The organism is Winogradskyella jejuensis, from assembly GCF_900129745.1.
In the GTDB taxonomy this organism is placed as follows: domain Bacteria; phylum Bacteroidota; class Bacteroidia; order Flavobacteriales; family Flavobacteriaceae; genus Winogradskyella; species Winogradskyella jejuensis.
The window spans coordinates 124663-146375 of the sequence record NZ_FQWS01000001.1; the positions used below are offsets into that span (position 1 = coordinate 124663).

The window sequence follows — 21713 nt, forward strand, 5'->3', positions numbered from 1 at the left end:
ATAATGGCAGTAGATTTACTACTAGGTTTACAATGGGGTGATGAAGGCAAAGGAAAAATTGTCGATGTACTTACCTCTAAATACGATATCATTGCGCGTTTCCAAGGCGGGCCAAACGCAGGGCATACGCTAGTCTTTAATGGACGAAAGCATGTATTACATACGATTCCTTCAGGGATTTTTCATGATAATACTGTGAATTTAGTTGGTAATGGTGTTGTTATTGACCCTGTTATCTTTAAAAAAGAATTAGATAAGCTTGATGAGCAAGATGTAGATTATAAAAAATCACTTTTAATTTCTCGAAAAGCTCACATTATTTTGCCAACTCACCGCTTATTAGACGCTGCTAGTGAAGCTTCAAAAGGAAAAGCAAAAATTGGTTCTACTCTAAAAGGTATTGGTCCAACGTATATGGATAAAACAGGGAGAAACGGTATCCGTGTTGGAGATATTGAATTAGCCGATTGGAAAGAAAAGTACAGAGCTTTGGCAGATAAGCACCAAGCGATGATAGACTTTTACAACGTTGATATTCAATATAATTTAGATGAACTTGAAGCAGAGTTTTTCGCAGCAGTAGAAACGTTAAAATCGCTCACATTTATTGATTCTGAAGAGTATATCCATCAAGAACAAGCCTCTGGAAAATCAATTCTAGCAGAAGGTGCACAAGGTTCCTTGTTAGATATTGATTTTGGTACGTATCCATTCGTCACCTCATCTAACACAACGGCAGCAGGTGCATGTACAGGACTTGGTGTAGCACCAAACCAAATTGGTAAGGTGTATGGTATTTTTAAAGCATATACTACACGTGTTGGTTCTGGGCCTTTCCCAACAGAGTTGTTTGATAAAGATGGTGAAACTATGGGACGTGTTGGTCATGAATTTGGTGCAACTACAGGTCGTCCTAGACGTTGCGGATGGTTAGATTTAGTAGCATTACGTTACGCATGTCAAGTCAATGGCGTTACTGAATTAATTATGATGAAAGGTGATGTACTTTCTGGTTTTAAAACTTTAAAAGTGTGTACAGCCTATAAATACAAAGGTGAGACTATTACACACCTTCCTTATAATATTGAAGAAGAAAATGTAACACCTATCTATACTGAAATTAAAGGTTGGGACGCTGATTTAACAGGCATGACAGAAGCTTCACAATTACCAGAAGCTCTAAATGGCTATGTAGAGTTTTTAGAAAAAGAATTAAACATTCCAATTACTGTAGTTTCTGTAGGTCCAGATAGAAAGCAAACTATACATAGAAAGTAAGTTATAAACTTTGCTTTATTGCTGTTAAAAAAACTGTTAACTGATACTAAAGCAAAAGTAAAACGGTTACTAGTCAATAAAAACAAAGTTTTGAAAGTACTAAAATTCGTCATCCTACTCTTCTGTTGTACCCTTACAACTGTTGGTTTTTCGCAAAAGAAAGACAAGCTTAAGATTATATATGCCGGAAAAGGTTTTACGAACAATAATAGTGAAGACGGTGCCTTAACATTTCTAAGAGACAATCAGCAACAAGTTCATTTTGTACATAATGGTGTAAATCTGTATTGCGATAAAGCCGTTTGGTACAAAAAACAAGATTTTATAGAAGCCTTTAGTAATGTAAAAATGGTTCAAGGTGATACTATTACCATGACGGCTAAGTACGTGGAGTATAGTGGTAAAACTGAGCTTGCTTTTGCTCGAGGCGATGTGATTTTAAAAGAACCTGCTTCTACCCTAACCACTGAAAAGCTTCATTTTGACCGTACGAAACAACAAGCTTATTACGATACTTCTGGTAAAGTAGTAAGAGATTCTTCTGGCACCATTACTAGCCGAATTGGTCGCTATTACATGCAGCCAAAAAAATATCAATTTATTGATAGTGTGGTCTTAGTCAATCCAGAATACACTCTCAAAACTAAACGCCTCGATTTCTTTAACGAATCTGGGCACGCCTATATTTTCGGACCTTCAACCATAACAGGAGAAAACGATAAAATATACTGCGAACGTGGTTTTTACGACACACAAGAAGATTTTGGTTATTTTGAACGTAATGCAAAAATAGACTACGATGACCGTGAAGTCAAAGGAGACAGTATGTACTTTGACCGTAAACTCAATTTCGCTTCAGCGACTAATAATATTGTAGTTACAGACACCATAAACAATAGTATTGCCAAAGGTGATTATGCAGAAGTTTGGAAAGCCAAAGATTCGCTATTTATTACAGGCCGGGCATTAGCTATCTCTGTTCAAGAAAAAGATTCAATTTATATGCATAGTGATACACTGATGCTTACTGGACCAGAAGAACATCGTATCACAAGAGCTTATTACAATGCTAAAATATACAAGAGTGATTTAGCAGGCAAAGCAGACTCTATTCACGCCGACCATAAAACTGGGCTTACCGAAATGATAAACTTATCACGTTTTAGTACGAATGACCCTTTTGCTACAAAACGAAAACCCGTAATTTGGAATTTAGACAACCAAATGTCTGGAGATACCATCCACTTAATTTCTAATGTTGAAACTAAAAAACTAGATTCCCTAAAAGTCTTCTATAATGCTTTTTTGGTGAGTAAAGACACTATAAGTGATGATGGTTACAACCAAACCAAAGGAAAAGAACTCATAGGATTATTCAAGGAGAATAAGCTATACAATGTTGATATTATAAAAAATGCTGAAGTTATTTACTACTCAAGAAACGGAATTGGCGAATTAATAGGCATTAATAAGTCTAAATCTGGGAGCATTAATATTAGTATTGATAATAATGAAATACAAGAAATACGATTAATCAATAAGGTCGATGGTGATTTAAGTCCTGAATCTTTATTTCCTAAAAATGCGAATAGATTAAGAGGTTTTGACTGGCGCGGAGAAGAACGCCCTAACAGTGTTGAAGATTTATTTAAAGACGACCCACCATTAAAACTACCAGTCATAAAAGGTTTGGACGATTACGTGCCGCCAGAAGACTTTTTTGATAAAGATGTGAGAGCCAGAGTAAAAGCAGCTGAACCTAACGATAAGACTAAAGAAAATAAAGCTGCAAGAAATATTCCTGACCCTTCGAATAGCTCTGGGCAACAAAAAACAAAGGCTCCAAATAAAAAGTTAATTCAAGAAGTAAAATCTGATAACAAAAAGAAAGCTTCAGGCAATTAATATGCAAGACGATTTCTTTAAATATCAAGCACAGACCACACCGCATCCATTAGCCATGAAGGTTAGTCATGCTAAAGGAAGTTATATTTACGACACCTCTGGTAAAGCACATCTAGACTTTGTTGCAGGAGTTTCGGCAACGCCACTAGGACACAGACATCCAAAAGTAGTTTCGGCCATAAAATCACAGCTGGACAAATACCTTCATGTGATGGTTTATGGCGAATATATCCAAGAGCCCGCTGTTGAACTATCAAAACTTTTAGCAAAGCACCTACCAGAATCTTTAAGCACCACTTATCTTGTAAATTCTGGCACCGAAGCCATTGAGGGTAGCATTAAACTTGCACGTCGTTATACAGGTCGTTCCGAAATCATTTCAGCAAAAAACGCCTATCATGGCAATACTTTAGGTTCGCTTAGTTTAATGGATTATCAAGAACGTAAGCGTCCGTTTCTACCGTTAATGCCAGATGTTAAGCATATTGCCTTTAATTGCGAATTCTGTTTAAATAACATCACAAAAAAAACGGCAGCTGTTGTTTTAGAGACTATACAAGGTGGCGCAGGATTTATAGAGCCGCTAAATGATTACCTCAAAAAAGTAAAATCACGATGTGAAGATGTGGGAGCATTACTCATTCTAGATGAAATACAACCTGGTTTTGGACGGACAGGACAATTATTTGGATTTCAAAATTACAATTGTGTCCCAGACATATTAGTCACAGGCAAAGGACTTGGAGGTGGAATGCCTATTGGGGCTTTTACTGCTTCAGAAGAGATGATGTCTTCGCTCAAAGACAACCCTAAACTTGGTCATATCACGACGTTTGGTGGTCATCCCGTAATTGCTGCCGCTGCGTTGGCTACTTTAAAAGAAATCACGGAGTCTGACTTAATGTCACAAGCGCTTGAAAAAGAAAAACTCATAAGACAGCATCTTCAACATCCAAAAATTAAAGAAATAAGAGGTCGAGGTTTAATGCTTGCTGCGCTTACCGAATCTGCCAATATTACAAATGAAGTGATATTAAAAGCTAAAGACCAAGGACTTATATTATTCTGGTTGCTTTTTGAACCCAGAGCTATTAGGATAACACCTCCGCTTACCATCTCAGAAGCAGAAATAATCGAAGGTTGTAAAACCATAACCACCATTCTTGACCAAATATAATCCAACTTCTTTTTGAAAGAAGACGTCATCTGGTACGACTATTGTACTTCACATTGAAATTACACTGTTAATTAATTTGTTAAAAACATTGACAGGCTAAAATTCAAACTTCAATCTATAACACTAAATTTATTTTGTTGAACATTATATCTGCCTATGGAGTATAGTCATAACGAAGATTTTAATAACATATCGCTAACGAAGTTTGAATCCATGTTAAAAACAAACGACGTTTTGTTTTTCGACTCAAACGAATTTGAAAACATTATCCACCATTATCTCGAAAATGGTAAAATTTCACTAGCAAAAAAAGCTATAAAAATGGGACTGCAACAGCATCCCAGTTCAATAAATCTTCGACTCTTCAAAATTGAAATTCTAGTTATAGAAAACAAGTTTGAAACAGCTAATGAGATACTCGAAGAACTCCACTATTTAGAGCCAAATAACGAAGAAATTTATATACAGAAAGCTAATGTGCTATCTAAACAAGATATGCATGAACAAGCTATAAATGCGTTATTAATTGCCCTAGATTTATCAGATTCTGAAGAAGGTGAAAGCGATTTGTATGGACTTATTGGTATGGAGTATTTGTTCTTAGAACAATTTGAAAATGCCCTATTGTATTTTCAAAAATGTCTTGAAGAAGATTACACAGATTACTCTGCCTTGCATAACGTCATTTACTGCTTCGACTTTCTAGACAAAAATCAAGAGGCTATTGATTTTCTAAATGCTTATCTGGATACCAATCCTTATTGTGAAGTGGCATGGCATCAGTTAGGCCGACAATATTTCGCCTTAAAAGATTACAAACGTGCAAGTACTGCGTTTGATTTTGCTATTATCTCAGACGATACATTTATAGGCGCTTATTTAGAAAAAGGGAAAGTCTTAGAAAAGCAAAAAAAATATACTGAAGCTATTGAGAATTATAAAATCACTCTGGCTTTAGAAGACCCAACATCTTTTGCTTTACTTCGTATTGGTTATTGTTACGAAAAGCTAGGCGAAGATGATTTAGCCGTACAATTTTTTAACCAAACAGTTGAGGAAGACCCACTTTTGGATAAAGGTTGGATAGCCATTACTAAGTTCTATGCTAAGCATCAAAATTACCAAAAGGCACTTCATTTTATCAAAAAAGCAGTAAATATTGACAGTGATAATGTACTTTACTGGAAACTTTATGCTAAAATAAATCTACGTCTTAATTTTCTAGAAGAAGCTGAGCAAGGTTTTAAACGTACATTAGAATTGGGCAACTATGAAATTGACACTTGGTTACACCGCTCAGACATTTTAATTAAGCTTGGTGAATATGACGCTGCTATATATAATTTATTACAAGCTGTAGAGTTTTATCCGGAATCTGCAGAAATAGAATACCGTTTAGGCGGCTTGTATTTCAAGATTTTGGAACAAGACAAAGGACGTTACCATTTAAAAAATGCATTACGCTTAAATAAAGATTACGATTTTATTATTGAAGAGTTGTTTCCTAATCTTCAAAATAAACCTGTGGTAAAGGCTATTATTTCGTCTTCAAAAAAATCTTAAGGCTAAAAATCCATACCTTAGCGTTTCATTTTTATAATTACTTATGCAACGCAGCTTTTTTAGCTATCTAACTGTGACTTTAAAGGGCATCGCCATGGGTGCTGCTGATGTTGTTCCTGGAGTTTCTGGAGGAACAATCGCTTTTATTTCTGGTATTTACGAAGAACTTATAGAAAGTATAGATAATCTTAATCTTGGCGTTTTTAAAGTTTGGAAAAAATCAGGATTTAAAACCGCTTGGAAATCAATTAATGGTACATTTTTATTAGCACTATTTTTTGGTATTGCTATAAGTATTTTATCTCTAGCTAAGGTGATTAAATGGCTTTTGCATAATGAGCCAGTCTTACTTTGGGCTTTCTTTTTTGGATTGGTATTAGCTAGTATTTTATATATCGCTAAGCAAATTAAAACTTGGTCGCCCGTAATTTTTGCAGCTATAGCCATTACTTCTATAATGTCTTATTTTATTACGTTGGCTGAGCCTTTTGCGTCACCAGAAAGTCCATTTTACTTATTATTTTGTGGATTTATTGCCATTATCGCCATGATTTTACCAGGTGTTTCTGGTGCCTTTATATTATTAATTCTTGGTGCTTACCAGACAGCTATTGACACCATTAATAATCTTAGAGATGGACTATTTACTGGTAATATGGAACTCTTTAAAGATGCACTTATCAATTTTATTTTACTAGCCATTGGCGCTATAATTGGCCTAAAAGTGTTTAGTAAAATCCTGAATTGGATGTTTAAGCATAAAAAGAATATAACACTTGCTATTCTCACAGGATTTATGATTGGCTCACTTAACAAGATTTGGCCTTGGAAAAAAATATTAAGTACCAGACTAAATTCTGAAGGCTTAGAGGTACCACTTTTAGAAAAAAGTATTTTACCAAATAATTTTGAAGGCGATAGCAAAATTATATGGGCAATCGTATTTATGATTATTGGTTTTTTAACTATCCTCATTCTAGAACGATTAGGAAAGGGAAAAGAAAATAAGTCAGCTTAAATGGAAAGTACCCGCTCATTAAAAGACCGCGTATTTTTAGTCATAAAAGGCTTAGCCATGGGCGCAGCCAACAAAGTACCTGGAGTATCAGGCGGTGTTGTTGCTTTTGTTGCGGGATTTTATGAAGAGTTTATCTATTCACTCCAACGCGTTAATAAAACAGCTTTTAAATTACTGTTTAGCGGACGGCTCCAGAGTTTCTACAGATATATCAACGGTAAATTTTTATTTCTTTTGTTTCTAGGAATGATAATTAGTTATTTCAGTGTATCTAAACTTCTTGATTACCTAATTGAACATTACGAACTCTACGTCTGGAGTACCTTTTTTGGGATGATTTTGGGCTCTATCTATTACATCAACAAAGATTTTAAAAATTGGAACTCTAAAACCATTATCGCTCTCATTATTGGTGCAGCAATCGGCATAAGTATTAGTTTTTTAGACCCTGCTACAGAAAATGATAATTTAATATTTGTATTTCTGTGTGGTATCATAAGCGTTTCCGGGATGACACTTCCAGGATTTTCGGGGTCATTTATACTTATTTTATTAGGAAACTATGTGCTATTGCTAGTAGATTCTGTTAATGCATTATACGACACAATTGCTGATATATTCTCAGGTAATTTTGAATTTGTAAAAAACCAAGCACGCATACAGATGCTCAAAGTACTATCTGTGTTTACACTTGGTTCTGTAACAGGCTTAGTAACCTTTTCCCACTTACTAAACTACATATTAAAGCATTACAAGAGTATAACGCTTGCCACTATCATTGGCTTTATTATTGGTTCTTTAGGTGTTGTATGGCCTTGGAAGAAGACCGTTTTTAAAACGGCTGAGGACGGAAGCGCTATCTTAGACTCAACAGGCACACCTATAATAGAAAATTACAAACGTTTTATTCCCGAATTAAACTCAGAAACTTATTTAGCCATAGCTTATATTGTCTTTGGTATTTTAATAGTTTTAGCACTCGAATGGTATGGACAACGCACAAAGCGAATTAAAATATAAATTTGGTCTAGTAGGAAAGGCTATCGATTACTCCTTTTCTCGTGGATATTTCGCTGAGAAGTTTCAAGCTGAAAACCTTCCACACAGCTACGTGAATTTCGATTTACAAGATATTACTGAATTTCCATCAATTTTTTCAGGTTCTGAAATTGTGAAAGGGCTTAATGTAACCATTCCGTATAAAGAAGCGGTTATTCCGTTTTTAGATAAACTAAATAAACAAGCAAAAAAAATAGGTGCTGTAAATACTATAAAGATTTCAAAAAAAGGAAAATTAATTGGTTATAATACTGATTTTTACGGCTTTAAAAACTCACTAAAACCACACTTAAAAAAGCATCATAAAAAGGCGCTTATTTTAGGAACTGGCGGTGCATCAAAAGCTATTGCTTATGCACTAAAGCAACTCAAAATAGAGTACTATTTTGTATCGCGTAGTAAAAAAGAACAGGTAACCTACACCTACTCAGATTTAACAGAAAAAATAATCGAAGACCACCAAATAATAATCAACTGCTCTCCTGTTGGTACATTTCCAAATATCAATGCTTGTCCAGATATTCCTTATGAGGGCATTACACAACAACACATTCTTTACGATTTAATATATAACCCAGAGCAAACTAAATTTTTACAATGCGGAGTATCTCAAAATGCTATCACCATAAACGGCCGAAAAATGTTAGAGTTACAAGCCGAAAAATCTTGGGAAATTTGGAACAAATAACACCACTCTTCTTTCGCTTTGTTTTATACTAAAAGCTTTGTATTTGCAAGTCATTTGTTATCTTTAACGTCCACATTTAAAAATAACGACAAATGTCTGAGAAAGATACCCTGCAGAATGCAGACGGAAAAAACGAGGTTGAGGAAACTAAAGTAGAATCGACACCAAACGAAAACCAAACCGAATTTAAAGCTGAGGAAACTCCTACTGAAGAAGTAGAAACTACAGAAGAAGCTCATGTAGAAGAGATTGAAAATTCTAATGCTGAGGATGCTGAGGACGAATCTAACGCTGAGCGTCATAAACTAGAAGACAAGGATTACCATGCTATGGGTATGGATGCTTTGGTTTCAGAATTTGAGAAGCTTTTAAAAAACAACAAAATACAAACCATATCGTCTCATGTTAATGAGATAAAATCTGAATTCAATTCTAAATACAATGCGCTTTTAGAGGAGAAAAAAGAGCAATTTATATCCGATGGCGGAAACCCGATTGACTTCTACTACTCTAACGATACCAAAAAGCGTTTCAATTCTGCCATAAAAGAATACAAACACGCAATTAACAGCTATTACAAAGACAGAGAAAAATCCTTGAAGCAAAATCTAGAGAATAGACTTGCTATTATCGAGGAAATAAAAGGTCTTGTAGGCGTTGAAGAAAATATGGGAGAAACCTACAAGCAGTTTAAAGAGCTACAAGAAAAGTGGCGAAATGCTGGGCCAATTCCTAGAGACAAATACAACAATGCTTGGAATACCTATCACCATCATGTAGAACGTTTTTATGACTTTTTACATATCAATCGCGATTTACGTGATATGGACTTTAAACACAACTACGAGCAAAAACTTAAAATTATTCAACGTGCCGAAGAGCTTGCTGCTGAAGAAAACATCAATCATTCTTTTAGAGAATTACAAGTCTTACACAAGCTATGGAAAGAAGAGCTTGGTCCTGTGGCTAAAGAGCATCGCGAGGAGATTTGGGAGCGCTTTAGTAATGCCACTAAAATCATACATGATAAGCGTCAAGACTATTATGCCGACTTAGATAAGGCCTACGAGAAAAATTTAGTCCGCAAGGAAGAAATCATTGAAAAAATAAAAGCCCTTACTACTGAGGAAACGCAATCTCATAACATATTACAAAAGCGAATAAAAGAATTAGAAGCCTTGCGCCAAGACTTTTTTAATGCGGGTAAAGTACCTCTAAAAGTTAATGAAGCGACTTGGAAAAAGTTTAAAGATGCGGTAAGAGAGTTTAATCGTAATAAAAATAAATTCTATAAAAACTTGAAGAAAGACCAATATGCTAATCTTCAGAAAAAGTTAGAATTGATAAAGGTTGCTGAGGATAACAAAGACAGTGATGATTTTAGTACAGTAACGCCACTGATGAAGAAAATCCAAAACGAGTGGAAAACCGTTGGTCATGTACCACGTAAGGATTCTGATAAAATTTGGAAGCAATTTAAGAATGCGTGCAATCACTATTTCGACCGTATGCATGCAGAGCGAAAAGCCGAAAATAAAGAACTCTACGATGCTTTTGACAAAAAACAAGCACTCTTAGATACAGTAAAAGTTTTTGAGTGCTCTGAGGATACTAAAGCCGATATCGCAAAATTACAAGAGACTATAAAAACCTATAAGTCAATTGGGTTTGTACCACAAAACAAGCGCTTTATAGACGGTAAGTTTCATAAAGCGGTTGATGCCGCTTTTGATAAGCTAAAAATGGATAAGTCTAAATTAGATATGATACGTTTTGAGAGCCGATTAGAAGGTATTTCTGGTGGTGAAGACACGAGACAGTTAGATAACGAGCAAAACTTTATCCGCAAAAAGATAGACGAGGTAAAATCTGAAATCAACCAGTTAGAAAACAATCTACAATTCTTCTCTAATGTAAACGATGATAATCCACTTGTACAAGAGGTTCATAAAAACATCGCTAAGCATAAAACAGAGTTAAGCACATGGAAAAGTAAGCTAAAACGTGTGCGTGCGATGTACTCTACAGACGAAGAAGAATAGTATTATAAAATCCAAAACCCATCTCGCCAGTGGCGGATGGGTTTTGCCCTAACTAAACTAAATTAACCTTAATTAAAACCGCTAAACAATAATTAAGATTCTACAAATATGAAACCTACTTTGGTAAGGTTTCAATATAATTACGAGTTAGATTTTAGTTTGGATTTTTAAACCTAAAACTTTAACAGTTTAAAGCTTTTTAGCCTCTTCCCAAAAGACATCCATTTCAGATAATGTCATGTCTTTTAAGGACTTATTCAGTGATTTAGACTTAGCTTCTAAGTATTGAAAGCGCTTAATAAATTTTTTATTAGTACGCTCCAAAGCGTTTTCTGGATTTACTTTTAAGAAACGTGCATAATTAACCATAGAGAAAAGCACATCTCCAAATTCACTTTCTATACAGTCTTTATTTCCTGAGGTGATTTCTGCCTTAAGTTCGGCTAACTCCTCCTCTACTTTTTCAAAAACTTGTTCTGGTTTTTCCCAATCAAAACCAACACCAGCTACCTTATCTTGTATACGATTGGCTTTTACCATAGCTGGTAAACTTTTAGGCACGCCTTCTAGCACGCTCTTCTTCCCTTCTTTAAGTTTCAACTGCTCCCAGTTGCGCTTTACATCTTCCTCGTCATTAACCTTAACATCACCGTAAATATGTGGGTGTCTGTCTACTAATTTGTCACAAATACTATGGCAAACATCAGCAATATCAAAATCCTTGGTTTCGCTACCAATCTTAGAGTAGAATACAATATGCAAAAGCACATCGCCCAGTTCTTTTTTAACCTCATCTAAATCGTTATCCAGAATCGCATCACCAAGCTCGTAAACCTCTTCTATGGTGAGATGACGTAACGACTCCATCGTTTGCTTCTTATCCCAAGGACATTGCTCACGCAACTCGTCCATAATGGTTAACAAACGGTCAAAGGCTTTTAATTGGCTAGCTCTATCGGACATTTTAATTTAGCTTAATAAATACAAATCACTTATCTATTATTAGTTCGCGTGATTTTATTCCGAACTTTTAAGAAATAAAATAGTATTAAGAACTAATTATGTTTAGTCCATTAAAATAGGTTTCGACTGTGCTCAACCAGACAATAATCTATCTAAAAATACTATTCTTCCTCTTCAGATACATCGGTCATTTCTTCTTCGAGACTTTCTAACAAGTCATTTTTTTGAAGAATATTATACCACTGAATCACTTTTTTTACATCTGAAGCGTAAACGCGGTCTTCATCATAATCTGGTAAAATTTCGAAGAAAAACTCTTCTAATTCGTCTTTACTCGCTTTATGACTTATAGCGGTCTGCTCTCCGTTATATTTCTCTTTAATCGTTTTTAAAACCTTACGAAGTGGCACTTCTTCAGTTAATGTGTAAATAGCAATCTCACTAAGAATACTAATATTACTGTGTGCACCAACAGTGATACGTTTTTTATCTAATAACGATTCTACAACAGCTCCTGTACGTGTCTGTGTTACGATTTGATATAATCCTGGCTTACCAGAAATTGATAATATTTTATCTAAACTCATGTGTATATTTTTAACGTTTTCTGCTCATTGCAGGGAAACGCATTTTGTAATCTGCTCTAATTTTTCCTTTAGAAATGTTTTGCAACTTTCCTTTTAACAAACGCTTTTTAAACGATGATAGTTTGTCTGTAAATAAAATTCCTTCAATATGGTCGTATTCATGCTGAATAACACGGGCTATTAGACCGTCATATTCTTCTGTATACGTATTAAAGTCTTCATCTTGGTATTGAATCTTAATCTTTGGTTGTCTAAATACGTCTTCTCGTATATCTGGGATACTTAAACAGCCTTCGTTAAACGCCCACTCATCACCTTCTTCTTCAAGCATAATAGGGTTGATAAACGTCTTCTTAAAATTCTTTAATTCTTCTTGCTCTTTTTCAGAAAAGCTTTCATCGTCAGCAAAAGGAGAAGTATCTACCAAAAACATGCGAATAGCTAATCCTATTTGAGGAGCGGCCAAACCAACACCATATGCACCATACATGGTTTCGTACATATTAGCAATAAGCTCGTTAAGCTTAGGGTAATCTGCATCAATCTCCACTGCTTTTTTCTTTAAAACCGAATCGCCGTATGCTACAATTGGTAAAATCATGATTTTATTTTTTACGGATGCAAAAATACAATTCTTAACGTATTATCGATATGTTTTATGGTAATAGTTAGTGCTATTTATAGCGAAGCCATATAACTCTGCAAAATAAGTGTTGCACTAATTTCGTCAACTAAGGCTTTATTTCTGCGTTGTTTCTTTCCTAAGCCACTATCTATCATAGTTTGAAATGCCATTTTTGAGGTAAAACGTTCATCGACTCGCTCAACTGGAATCTCTGGGATTTCTTTCTCTAATTTCACCAAGAATTTTTGGATATAAATCTCACTCTCCGAAGCTGAATTATCCATTTGCTTTGGCAAGCCAACAACGATTTTGTCTACAGTTTCTTTAGACGTGTAATCTTTCAAAAACGAAATCAAACGAGATGTATCCACTGTCGTTAATCCAGATGCTATAATCTGCAGCTCGTCTGTGACAGCGATACCTGTTCGTTTAGTCCCGTAATCTATTGCCAAAAGTCTTCCCATATCTGGCGCAAAGATAGTTAGAATATAACTATTCATACTGTTGATTATTTCACAGTTTTAAGAATTCCTCACAAATTTTTCAAAATAGTTTTACATTCTTTTCAATGCCATGTATCTTTGAATTTCAAAATTTTTAAAATGAATCAAATACAAACCGTTATAGAAAATGCTTGGAACGACCGTTCTTTGCTAACAAATGAAGTCACTATTGATGCTATACGAAGTGTTATTAACCTTATCGATGAAGGTACTCTACGTGTTGCAGAACCGACAGCTGATGGCTGGCAAGTCAACGAATGGGTAAAAAAAGCAGTTGTACTCTATTTCCCAATCCAAAAAATGGAAACGCTTGAAGCAGGTATTTTTGAGTACCATGATAAAATGCCGCTTAAAACAGGTTATGCCGAAAAAGGAATCCGTGTAGTACCAAATGCAGTAGCAAGACATGGCGCATACATTTCTAAAGGTGTTATTATGATGCCAAGTTACGTTAATATTGGTGCGTATGTTGATGAAGGTACAATGGTAGATACTTGGGCAACAGTTGGTAGTTGTGCACAGATTGGTAAAAATGTTCACTTATCTGGCGGTGTTGGTATTGGTGGGGTTTTAGAACCTCTACAAGCTGCTCCTGTAATTATTGAAGATGGTGCTTTTATCGGAAGCCGTTGTATTGTAGTAGAAGGTGTTCGAGTTGAAAAAGAAGCTGTATTAGGAGCTAATGTAGTGTTAACCATGAGTACAAAAATTATTGATGTTACTGGTGATGAACCAGTTGAAATGAAAGGTCGGGTACCTGCACGTTCTGTGGTTATTCCTGGAAGTTATACAAAGACATTTGCTGCTGGCGAATTCCAAGTGCCTTGTGCTTTAATCATTGGAAAACGTAAAGAAAGTACCGATAAGAAAACATCGCTTAATGACGCGCTTCGGGAATACGATGTTGCGATTTAATTAATATTAAATGAATTCAATGAAACCATTCTGAATCCTCAGGATGGTTTTTTTATGTCTTAAATTTCATCTTACGACCAGAACGACGCAACTTCTTTTTATCAATCTTAAGTTGAAAATTTCTACTATGCTTCAACATTAAAGCATGTGTTTCTTCGTAGGTTTTTCCGTAGAGTTCGGCATATTTTCGAGACATTATTTTCACCATCGTTTTAGATAACCACAAGCGTCTGAAATTATGCATCCGCTTATCAAAACTTAGAGTTTCAAACTTCATACGGTTTAAATCTATGAGGTAAAACTCGTAATCGTTTTCAGTTTTAACGATTAATGTGTTACCTGGAGAATGGTCTAAAAAATTGACGCTGTTCTCGTGCAATTTGAAAGTAAACTCGGTAAACTTTTCGAGAATTTCAGTTCGGTTTCCAAACCAAGGTTTATGGATGAGTTCTCTAAATTCAAAATCAAAATCTATATGTTTGCTAATATAAAAGCTTCGTTTTAACCCTAAAGCTGAAGATTCTTCAAAGTATGCAATTGGGAAAGGTGTCGAAATTCCGCAGTCAATCAATCGGCTTGCATATTCAAAAGAACGCTTTGCTTTACTCGGTCTGATGTATTTGTAGACAAAGCTATTGAAAGCATTAGGTGTTTTAAATGACTTTACATTAAGCTTAAGTCCATCGATTTCAAATGATTTGATAACATTTCTTTCACCAACGGTAACACTTTCTCCCTTACTTTCAAAAGAATTTAAAATGGCCTCTAATTGAGGTTTTAAATGTTTGTATTTTGGATGGCAATGTATAATAATGCTGTTATTTGAATGCTCAAAGATATACCAAAGTAAATTTTAATAAAAGCCGATAAAATTATATTTTGCGCTTACTCAACTGAAGCTGACTTTTCTTAATGAAAAAAATTCTTGTCATTCAAAACAAACGTATTGGAGATGTGCTCTTAGCCTCGCTAATTGCTACAAATCTTAAAAAAGTGTTTCCAGATTCTGTAATTGACTTTATGGTTTACGATTACACCGTTGGTGTTATTGAACAACATCCAGCGATTGACAATATTATACCTATTAAAGAAAAAGAGTTAAAAAAGATACCAAACCTTATTAAAACAGCTTTTCAGATACGAAAAAAGAAATACGATATTATCATGGACCCTTATGCTAAAACGCAAAGCAGAATAATCTCTTTGCTTTCTGGTGCAAAAACCAGAATTGGGTATAAGAAACGTGATAAAAACCCTCCGCTTCCGTTCTATACACACAATGTCAGTTTCTTAAAAGAGAAGTCGCATCCATGCGGAAAATCTTTGGAAGATAGAGTGCATTTAGTAAAATCTGTTTTCGATGTTCAGAATCCAGATTATGTTCCAAAAATTTATTTAACGGAAAATGAACAGCAATACAACAAGCTTGATAAGTACGATAAACCCGTAATCATGTTTGGCATTTTAGGAAGTACTCCGCAAAAATCTATGCCATACGAGTATATCGTAAGTCTGATTGATTTCGTGACGGAGAACTATGATGTTTATGCCTTGTTTAATTATTCGCCACATCAAAAAGCAAATGCGCAATCTATTTATGATGCTTGTAAACATAAAGACAAAATTATCTTTGATATTTATGAGGAAAGCATCCGCGGATTTGTGTTGCTAATGAATAAGTGTAAGCTACTTATTGCCAATGAAGGCGGTACGGTGCATATCTCCAAAGCATTAAATAGACCAACCTTCACCATCTTCTCGCCTTATGTTTTAAAAGACCATTGGGCAAGTTTTGAAGATGGTAAAATGCATACCTCTATTCATCTTTTGGATGAAAAACCAGATTTATTCTCAACAGACAGAGAGCAACGTAAAAAAATAGAAGAAGACCCAAGTTATTTATACAAACAACTCACTCCAGAGTTGATTTTACCTCAACTAGATGCTTTTTTAAAACAGCATTTCTAAAATAGATTTATGGCAAAACTAAGTATCATTGACAAGTTTCATCATTGGCGTAGAAAAAGACGTTGGAATAAGCAATATAAAAAAGGAAAGTGGGACTATTTGAATAACGAGCGTGAAGCTGTGCGTTACAATAAAATAGTAGAATACATAAAAACTTACGGCACGTCTAAACCCGTGATATTAGATTTGGGTGCTGGCGAAGCTGTTTTAAATGAGCGTTTAAACGCCGATGATTATACCTTTTTTTATAATGTAGACTATTCTTCTGCTTCTATTGAAAAAGCCGAAGAAAAAGGTATTGCAAACACTAAAAATCTTGTTGCAGATATCCATACTTACGACCCTGAGGAAACTTTTGACATCATAGTATTTAATGAAGCATTTTATTATGTGCACGATCACTTAAAACATGAAGTTTTAGACCGTTTTACCGATAAGTTATCTCCAAAAGGTGTACTGATTACATCAATATATAAAGAAGGCCAAAACTGCTGGGATATTATTGATGCGTCACCAAAGCTACAACAACTCAATTTTGAAACAGTAAATACTGACAGAGAATCGACCTACTGGAAGGTTGGGGTTTATAAAAGAGCTTAGTCATAAAAATAAAATGAATGGATTGGGTTGATGTTCTTATTGGAATTTGTTTAATAATACTAGGACTAATTTGGTACAAATATCAAATCCAGAAAACAAAAAAGTACTATGAGGATAAATCACACGGACAATTATCCACTCAGCCAAGTCAATATATTGGAATTCTAATACTAGTTTTAGGTGGAATTGTAATGATTTATAGAGCGCTTTAAGCTTTATCCTTTTTAATCCCAAAATCCGTCCAAGTCTTTTTCTTAGATTTTGTTTCTTTTCTAATTTTTAGATTAGCTTGCTCAGCTGCTTCATTTTTGTAACCACGTGTGTGATACAAATGCACACAAATAGCACTGTAACGTATTTGGATTGGCTTTGCACCTAGATTCATAAGCCTTTCGCCTAACTCTCTATCTTCGCCTCCATATGCCATACGCTCATCAAATCCATTAACCTTTAGGATATCTTGTTTCCAGCCAGAAGCATTCATACCGTCCCAAGTGGCTTTTGTAGGTGTTAATGTGTTTAGGAGTCTCTCTTTTAGACCTTTAGAAGTTAGTTTGTTCAACTTGAAAGATTTCTTTAAACCTTGGTCTAATAGCCAACGCTTATCAAAACAATTCTGGTTTTCAATATCTTCCTTTGTAATTTTTTTAGATATAGATTGCGGTAATTTAAAATAGCCTCCAGATAAAAAACATCCTGATTTGCGTAATTCGAAATGGCATTGTACAAAATCTTTTCTCGGAATACAATCACCATCAGTAAGAATAAGATACTCGCCTTGAGAAGCTACAATTGCCTTATTAAGAATTTTTGTTTTTCTAAAACCCTTATCTTCTTGCCAAACATGAGAGATGTTGTACTTTGATGTTTCAGAAAATCGTTCAATCAAAGTTTTTGTTTCTTGGGTAGAACCATCATCTGCTATAATGATTTCAAAATCTGTGTAACTTTGAATTTCGTAACCATACAACACTTTCTCCAACCATTCTGGTTGGTTGTATGTGCTAATAATTACAGAAATATTGGGCATCAACTACTTTTTCACGATTCCGTAATCCGTCCAGGCACGCTTTTCAACCTTTACATCCTTTCGGATTTTAAGATTACGCTCTAAAGACTCTTTTGTTTTATAACCTCTTGGATGGTCAAGATGTAGACAAATCGCTTTATGACGTATTTGCTTAGATTTAACACCGTAATTCCATAAGCGCTCACCTAATTCTCGGTCTGGTCCACCGTACTGCATGCGCTCATCATAACCATTAATAGCAATTAAATCGTCTTTCCATGCGCTAGAATTACAATTATTGAAGGATGCATTTGTTGGGGTAATAAAGTCTAAAAATGTAGATAAGGTTTCTCCAGAATTTAATTTTAAAGCTTGCTTGCTACTCACGCTACCATTAGCCTTTAACCATTTGGTATCGAAGCAATTTTCGCTTTCTATATCCGCCAATGTAATAGCTTCACTTGTAGGCATATTCAATTTTAAATAGCCACCTGATAAGAAGTACCCTTTTTCAGCAAACTTTGCGTGAGTGGAAACAAAATCTTTACGCGCTATACAATCACCATCCGTCATTAAAATATAATCATATTCGGTTTGCATAATACACTTGTTAAGCAACTCTTGTCTACGATAGCCTTTGTCCTCATGCCAAATATGACGTAGGTTTACCGGATAATCTGCTTTAAACCTATCTATAAGCTGCTTTGTAGTTTCTTTCGAGCCATCATCGGCAACAATAACTTCAAAATTATCATAATCTTGGTGCTTGTAACTCTCTAAAACTTTTTCGAGCCATGCCTCTGCATTGTAGGTACTTATAATTACGGTAATAGGTAAACCACTCATTATTTTTACTTTAAATCTTGGCAAAGATAAGTCTTTTTTAAGCTATTTGTTATCTACATAGAAACGACTAGCTTTGCAGTAATCTAATGAAAATGAAATTATCTGTAATCATCCCTACTTACAACGAAGAAAACTACGTTGAGAAAGCCATTCGCTCCGTACGTTTTGCGGATGAAATTATTGTAGTAGATTCCTTTAGCACAGATAAAACACTTGAAATTGCTGAAAAATACAATTGTAAAATCACACAGCGAAAGTTTGATAATTTCTCTAACCAAAAGAATCATGCTTTAGAGTTTGCAACAGGTGAATGGGTATTGTTTGTAGATGCCGATGAGCGTATTCCTTACGCGTTGAAACAAGAAATAAAAGCGGCAATGACTTCTGGTAAACATGCAGGATACAAGCTTAACTTTCCACATTTTTACATGAATCGTTTTTTATATAACCATTCGGATAATGTGCTGCGTTTGGTAAAACGTGCCAATTGCCGTTTTGAAGGACTTGTACACGAAAAGCTAATTATCGATGGTTCTATTGGTCAGTTGAAAAATCCTGTGCTTCACTTTACTTATAAAGGCTTGTTACACTACATTAGTAAAAAAGATAGTTATGCTTGGTTTCAGGCAGAACAAATGTTGAAAAAAGGTAAAAAAGCCACTTACTTTCATTTAGGATTTAAACCTTTTTATCGCTTTTTTAGAAGTTACATTCTCCGAAAAGGTTTTATGGATGGTATTCCTGGCTTAGCAGTAGCCTCAATTAATGCCTATGGTGTTTTTTCGAGATACGTGAAGTTAATGCTTCTACAACGCGGCTTAAAATAGTTTGAGCTTACCGTATTTTAATTTCAATTTGAATTTTCTCAAACTGTCTTCACCTTTAATATCTATGCGTTGAATTTCGTAGTTGTTTTTAAACGGAAAGCGATTAATACGATTTCCAATTCTCAACCCAAAATCAATATTATGGTCTTTCATCAGGTTGAAAAACAACTCTTTCTCTTCTCCTTTTCTTGGATACTTTCCGTAAGGATACGCTAACGTTCTATGAATATTTAAACCTGAAGTTTGAATAAACTCTTCAGACTTTTTAAAGTCTTCTATAGATTGCTCAAGTGACATGGACTTATAATTTCCATGTGCAAAACTGTGCATACCGAGTTCTATGACTTCCGAATCTAAAGATTGTAGTTGCTCTAAAGACATGATTTGTTTTTCGCCTTCATCCCAATTATTTGTTCCGCCTACATATTGAAAAGGAATATAAAAGCTGGCTTTAAAACCGTACTTTTTTAAAAGTGGCACAGCTAACTCTAACTGATTGACATATACATCGTCAAAAGTGATAATTACTGATTTTTTGGGCAGCTTCTTTAAATTCTGTAAATCTTTAAAATGAAACGATTGATAGCCTTTTGATTTTAAAAATTTAAGCTGTGCTTCAAAATTAAATGCACTAATTGTTAAACCTCTACTTTCATTATCTGAGGCAGAAACTGAATGGTACATTAATATTGGAAGCTTAGACATTGAAATTAAATTATTCTGAATTACTCAACTATCAATTTTTCCTATAAACTGGTTGGTCTTCAAAACCGCATTCTAATTCCTCAGAAAAAACGGGTTTTATGTTTAGTTTACTTTGCATAATATGCAATTCCGTGAAATCAACATACTCAGTTTTACCATATTTCAATGGTATTTCGATTTTTAAATCATCTTTGATTTCATACTTTTTTTCAAATATTACACATTTTGGCCCGTGCACTTTCAGTCTAATATTTTCATCAAAAATATCCTTTACTTTAATTTTAAAAACACCAATTCCATCAAAATCAGACACAGATGTTTTTATTCTATTACTCCCTGAAAAAACTTCTATTATGGAAAATCTTACAGTATCATTAGTAGTTTTTTCATAAGTGATTAAAGTCACCGTAATATCTTTTTTAAGATCTGGCCTTTGGGCATTCACTCCTATTAAAAAAAGAAAACAAAAAGTAAAAAGTAAATTTTTCGCAAACCTCATAATACAAATATATAAACCCCATTGGTTATATGTCTTTAGTAAAAACTAATTTTTAATTTCAAAAAAATAAAAAATGAGTTTTACTTCAGGAAACGCTACGCTAATGCATGATTTTTTTCATTAGTACTTTTTAAATTTTCTGATGAAAAAAATCATGTATTTTTGTCAAAAAACTGACTTTACCCAAATATGATAAGCGCTTTAGCTATTACTTACAATGAAGAATCTCGTATAGAGCGCTACATTAAAAGCCTTTCGTTTGCGGATGAAATTATTATTGTAGATGGTTTTAGCACAGACAAAACAGCTGATATTGCCAAACAATATGATGTAAAATTTGTTCAACGCGAATTTGATAATTTCTCTAACCAGAGAAACTACGCCATTTCGCTAGCAAAGCATAATTGGGTTGTGTTTTTTGATTTAGATGAAACCATTTCGGAAGAGTTAGCTAAAGAGATACAGCAATCTGTAAAAAATAATACAGATGTCAACGCCTATAAGGTGAAACGCAACTTTCACTTCATGGGGAAACGTATTAAATACAGTGGTTTTCAAAATGATGCAGTAGTCAGAGTTTTTAAGAAAGATACTTGCAAATACAATGGCAAACTAGTTCATGAAACTCTAGAAGTTGATGGTAAAATCGGACTTCTAAAAGCCAAAAGCAACCATTTTAGTTACAAAGGCATTGATGCTTATAACGAAAAACTGACCCAATACAGTAGGTACCAAGCGGAAATGCTTTTCAAAAAAAATCTGCGACCTAATTTATATCATTTTTTAGTAAGGCCTTGGTATCGTTTTTTTCATCAATACATTATAAAACTTGGAATTTTAGATGGTAAAGAAGGTTTTATTTTAGCATATTGTAGTGCATTTGCAGTTTTTAAGCGCTACATACAGCTTTGGACCATGTATCGAAATATAGATTAA

Annotated in this window: 22 protein-coding genes; 13 read left to right on the plus strand and 9 right to left on the minus strand. The window is 34.5% G+C overall.

Features of this window, described 5'->3' with window-relative positions; all coding sequences use genetic code 11:
• Positions 1-3 precede the first annotated feature (3 nt).
• From BUB95_RS00650 to BUB95_RS00685, 8 genes are all read left to right on the plus strand, one after another.
• Positions 4-1278 (plus strand): adenylosuccinate synthase, encoded by a 1275-nt coding sequence (locus tag BUB95_RS00650; RefSeq protein ID WP_073081652.1) that lies wholly within the window; start codon positions 4-6, stop codon positions 1276-1278.
• Between the two features lie 90 nt (positions 1279-1368).
• On the plus strand, positions 1369-3183 hold the full coding sequence (locus tag BUB95_RS00655) for an OstA-like protein (protein WP_073084990.1): 1815 nt from the start codon (positions 1369-1371) through the stop codon (positions 3181-3183).
• Position 3184: 1 nt separating this feature from the next.
• Positions 3185-4360: an aspartate aminotransferase family protein gene (locus BUB95_RS00660; protein WP_073081655.1), complete on the plus strand. Its 1176-nt coding sequence runs from the start codon at positions 3185-3187 to the stop codon at positions 4358-4360.
• Positions 4361-4516: 156 nt separating this feature from the next.
• Positions 4517-5923, plus strand: a complete 1407-nt coding sequence (locus BUB95_RS00665; protein ID WP_073081658.1) for a tetratricopeptide repeat protein — start codon at positions 4517-4519, stop codon at positions 5921-5923.
• Between the two features lie 43 nt (positions 5924-5966).
• Positions 5967-6941, plus strand: a complete 975-nt coding sequence (locus BUB95_RS00670) for a DUF368 domain-containing protein (RefSeq protein ID WP_073081660.1) — start codon at positions 5967-5969, stop codon at positions 6939-6941.
• A complete protein-coding gene (locus BUB95_RS00675; protein ID WP_073081662.1) occupies positions 6942-7961 on the plus strand; it encodes a DUF368 domain-containing protein in 1020 nt (339 codons plus the stop codon).
• Positions 7930-8688 carry a shikimate dehydrogenase family protein gene (locus BUB95_RS00680; protein ID WP_073081664.1) on the plus strand — a complete coding sequence of 253 codons (759 nt, stop codon included), beginning with the start codon at positions 7930-7932 and terminating at the stop codon, positions 8686-8688. The genes BUB95_RS00675 and BUB95_RS00680 overlap by 32 nt, the downstream gene beginning before the upstream one ends.
• A gap of 92 nt (positions 8689-8780) precedes the next feature.
• Complete coding sequence (locus BUB95_RS00685; protein WP_073081666.1) at positions 8781-10730, plus strand: DUF349 domain-containing protein; 1950 nt, start codon at positions 8781-8783, stop codon at positions 10728-10730.
• Between the two features lie 189 nt (positions 10731-10919).
• Here BUB95_RS00685 and mazG read toward each other — a convergent pair whose 3' ends face one another.
• The 4 genes from mazG to ruvX all read right to left on the minus strand — a co-directional run bounded on the left by mazG (position 10920) and on the right by ruvX (position 13369).
• Positions 10920-11693: a nucleoside triphosphate pyrophosphohydrolase gene (gene mazG, locus BUB95_RS00690; protein ID WP_073081668.1), complete on the minus strand. Its 774-nt coding sequence runs from the start codon at positions 11691-11693 to the stop codon at positions 10920-10922.
• A 161-nt stretch (positions 11694-11854) separates the two neighbouring features.
• On the minus strand, positions 11855-12280 hold the full coding sequence (locus BUB95_RS00695; RefSeq protein WP_073081670.1) for a DUF5606 family protein: 426 nt from the start codon (positions 12278-12280) through the stop codon (positions 11855-11857).
• Between the two features lie 10 nt (positions 12281-12290).
• Positions 12291-12881, minus strand: a complete 591-nt coding sequence (gene def, locus BUB95_RS00700; protein ID WP_073081672.1) for a peptide deformylase — start codon at positions 12879-12881, stop codon at positions 12291-12293.
• 77 nt (positions 12882-12958) lie between these two features.
• The gene (gene ruvX / locus BUB95_RS00705; protein ID WP_073084992.1) at positions 12959-13369 is read right to left on the minus strand and encodes a Holliday junction resolvase RuvX; all 411 of its coding nucleotides are present in this window, start codon (positions 13367-13369) and stop codon (positions 12959-12961) included.
• A 138-nt stretch (positions 13370-13507) separates the two neighbouring features.
• Between ruvX and BUB95_RS00710 the strand changes: the two genes are divergently transcribed.
• The gene (locus BUB95_RS00710) at positions 13508-14323 is read left to right on the plus strand and encodes a 2,3,4,5-tetrahydropyridine-2,6-dicarboxylate N-succinyltransferase (RefSeq protein WP_073081674.1); all 816 of its coding nucleotides are present in this window, start codon (positions 13508-13510) and stop codon (positions 14321-14323) included.
• Positions 14324-14375: 52 nt separating this feature from the next.
• On the opposite strand, the gene BUB95_RS00715 is transcribed toward BUB95_RS00710, so the two are convergent.
• Positions 14376-15011, minus strand: coding sequence for a lipopolysaccharide kinase InaA family protein (locus BUB95_RS00715; RefSeq protein WP_262508110.1), 636 nt, complete (start codon positions 15009-15011; stop codon positions 14376-14378).
• Positions 15012-15235: 224 nt separating this feature from the next.
• On the opposite strand from BUB95_RS00715, the gene BUB95_RS00720 reads away from it, so the two are divergent.
• The gene (locus tag BUB95_RS00720) at positions 15236-16291 is read left to right on the plus strand and encodes a glycosyltransferase family 9 protein (protein WP_073081680.1); all 1056 of its coding nucleotides are present in this window, start codon (positions 15236-15238) and stop codon (positions 16289-16291) included.
• 9 nt (positions 16292-16300) lie between these two features.
• Positions 16301-16891, plus strand: a complete 591-nt coding sequence (locus BUB95_RS00725) for a class I SAM-dependent methyltransferase (RefSeq protein ID WP_073081683.1) — start codon at positions 16301-16303, stop codon at positions 16889-16891.
• Between the two features lie 208 nt (positions 16892-17099).
• Here BUB95_RS00725 and BUB95_RS00735 read toward each other — a convergent pair whose 3' ends face one another.
• Both BUB95_RS00735 and BUB95_RS00740 read right to left on the minus strand, forming a co-directional pair.
• Entirely contained in the window at positions 17100-17921 is an 822-nt protein-coding gene (locus BUB95_RS00735; protein ID WP_073081689.1) for a glycosyltransferase family 2 protein, read from the minus strand.
• Between the two features lie 3 nt (positions 17922-17924).
• On the minus strand, positions 17925-18746 hold the full coding sequence (locus BUB95_RS00740) for a glycosyltransferase family 2 protein (protein WP_073081692.1): 822 nt from the start codon (positions 18744-18746) through the stop codon (positions 17925-17927).
• A gap of 92 nt (positions 18747-18838) precedes the next feature.
• Between BUB95_RS00740 and BUB95_RS00745 the strand changes: the two genes are divergently transcribed.
• Complete coding sequence (locus BUB95_RS00745) at positions 18839-19573, plus strand: glycosyltransferase family 2 protein (protein ID WP_083573286.1); 735 nt, start codon at positions 18839-18841, stop codon at positions 19571-19573.
• On the opposite strand, the gene BUB95_RS00750 is transcribed toward BUB95_RS00745, so the two are convergent.
• Together BUB95_RS00750 and BUB95_RS00755 are read right to left on the minus strand one after the other, a co-directional pair.
• Positions 19565-20278, minus strand: a complete 714-nt coding sequence (locus BUB95_RS00750) for a polysaccharide deacetylase family protein (RefSeq protein ID WP_073081698.1) — start codon at positions 20276-20278, stop codon at positions 19565-19567. The genes BUB95_RS00745 and BUB95_RS00750 overlap by 9 nt on opposite strands.
• 31 nt (positions 20279-20309) lie before the next feature.
• Positions 20310-20777, minus strand: a complete 468-nt coding sequence (locus tag BUB95_RS00755) for a hypothetical protein (protein ID WP_073081701.1) — start codon at positions 20775-20777, stop codon at positions 20310-20312.
• Between the two features lie 189 nt (positions 20778-20966).
• Between BUB95_RS00755 and BUB95_RS00760 the strand changes: the two genes are divergently transcribed.
• A complete protein-coding gene (locus tag BUB95_RS00760) occupies positions 20967-21713 on the plus strand; it encodes a glycosyltransferase family 2 protein (protein ID WP_073081704.1) in 747 nt (248 codons plus the stop codon).

What these genes read in the sequence shown, in the direction of transcription:
- mazG (WP_073081668.1), bottom strand. Translation starts at nt 11,693, where the DNA reads ATGTCCGATAGAGCTAGCCAATTAAAAGCCTTTGACCGTTTGTTAACC.
- BUB95_RS00675 (WP_073081662.1), top strand. Translation starts at nt 6,942, where the DNA reads ATGGAAAGTACCCGCTCATTAAAAGACCGCGTATTTTTAGTCATAAAA.
- BUB95_RS00760 (WP_073081704.1), top strand. Translation starts at nt 20,967, where the DNA reads ATGATAAGCGCTTTAGCTATTACTTACAATGAAGAATCTCGTATAGAG.
- ruvX (WP_073084992.1), bottom strand. Translation starts at nt 13,369, where the DNA reads ATGGGAAGACTTTTGGCAATAGATTACGGGACTAAACGAACAGGTATC.
- BUB95_RS00710 (WP_073081674.1), top strand. Translation starts at nt 13,508, where the DNA reads ATGAATCAAATACAAACCGTTATAGAAAATGCTTGGAACGACCGTTCT.
- BUB95_RS00755 (WP_073081701.1), bottom strand. Translation starts at nt 20,777, where the DNA reads ATGAGGTTTGCGAAAAATTTACTTTTTACTTTTTGTTTTCTTTTTTTA.
- BUB95_RS00665 (WP_073081658.1), top strand. Translation starts at nt 4,517, where the DNA reads ATGGAGTATAGTCATAACGAAGATTTTAATAACATATCGCTAACGAAG.
- BUB95_RS00660 (WP_073081655.1), top strand. Translation starts at nt 3,185, where the DNA reads ATGCAAGACGATTTCTTTAAATATCAAGCACAGACCACACCGCATCCA.
- BUB95_RS00650 (WP_073081652.1), top strand. Translation starts at nt 4, where the DNA reads ATGGCAGTAGATTTACTACTAGGTTTACAATGGGGTGATGAAGGCAAA.
- BUB95_RS00750 (WP_073081698.1), bottom strand. Translation starts at nt 20,278, where the DNA reads ATGTCTAAGCTTCCAATATTAATGTACCATTCAGTTTCTGCCTCAGAT.
- def (WP_073081672.1), bottom strand. Translation starts at nt 12,881, where the DNA reads ATGATTTTACCAATTGTAGCATACGGCGATTCGGTTTTAAAGAAAAAA.
- BUB95_RS00735 (WP_073081689.1), bottom strand. Translation starts at nt 17,921, where the DNA reads ATGCCCAATATTTCTGTAATTATTAGCACATACAACCAACCAGAATGG.
- BUB95_RS00685 (WP_073081666.1), top strand. Translation starts at nt 8,781, where the DNA reads ATGTCTGAGAAAGATACCCTGCAGAATGCAGACGGAAAAAACGAGGTT.
- BUB95_RS00745 (WP_083573286.1), top strand. Translation starts at nt 18,839, where the DNA reads ATGAAATTATCTGTAATCATCCCTACTTACAACGAAGAAAACTACGTT.
- BUB95_RS00740 (WP_073081692.1), bottom strand. Translation starts at nt 18,746, where the DNA reads ATGAGTGGTTTACCTATTACCGTAATTATAAGTACCTACAATGCAGAG.
- BUB95_RS00670 (WP_073081660.1), top strand. Translation starts at nt 5,967, where the DNA reads ATGCAACGCAGCTTTTTTAGCTATCTAACTGTGACTTTAAAGGGCATC.
- BUB95_RS00725 (WP_073081683.1), top strand. Translation starts at nt 16,301, where the DNA reads ATGGCAAAACTAAGTATCATTGACAAGTTTCATCATTGGCGTAGAAAA.
- BUB95_RS00680 (WP_073081664.1), top strand. Translation starts at nt 7,930, where the DNA reads ATGGACAACGCACAAAGCGAATTAAAATATAAATTTGGTCTAGTAGGA.
- BUB95_RS00695 (WP_073081670.1), bottom strand. Translation starts at nt 12,280, where the DNA reads ATGAGTTTAGATAAAATATTATCAATTTCTGGTAAGCCAGGATTATAT.
- BUB95_RS00720 (WP_073081680.1), top strand. Translation starts at nt 15,236, where the DNA reads ATGAAAAAAATTCTTGTCATTCAAAACAAACGTATTGGAGATGTGCTC.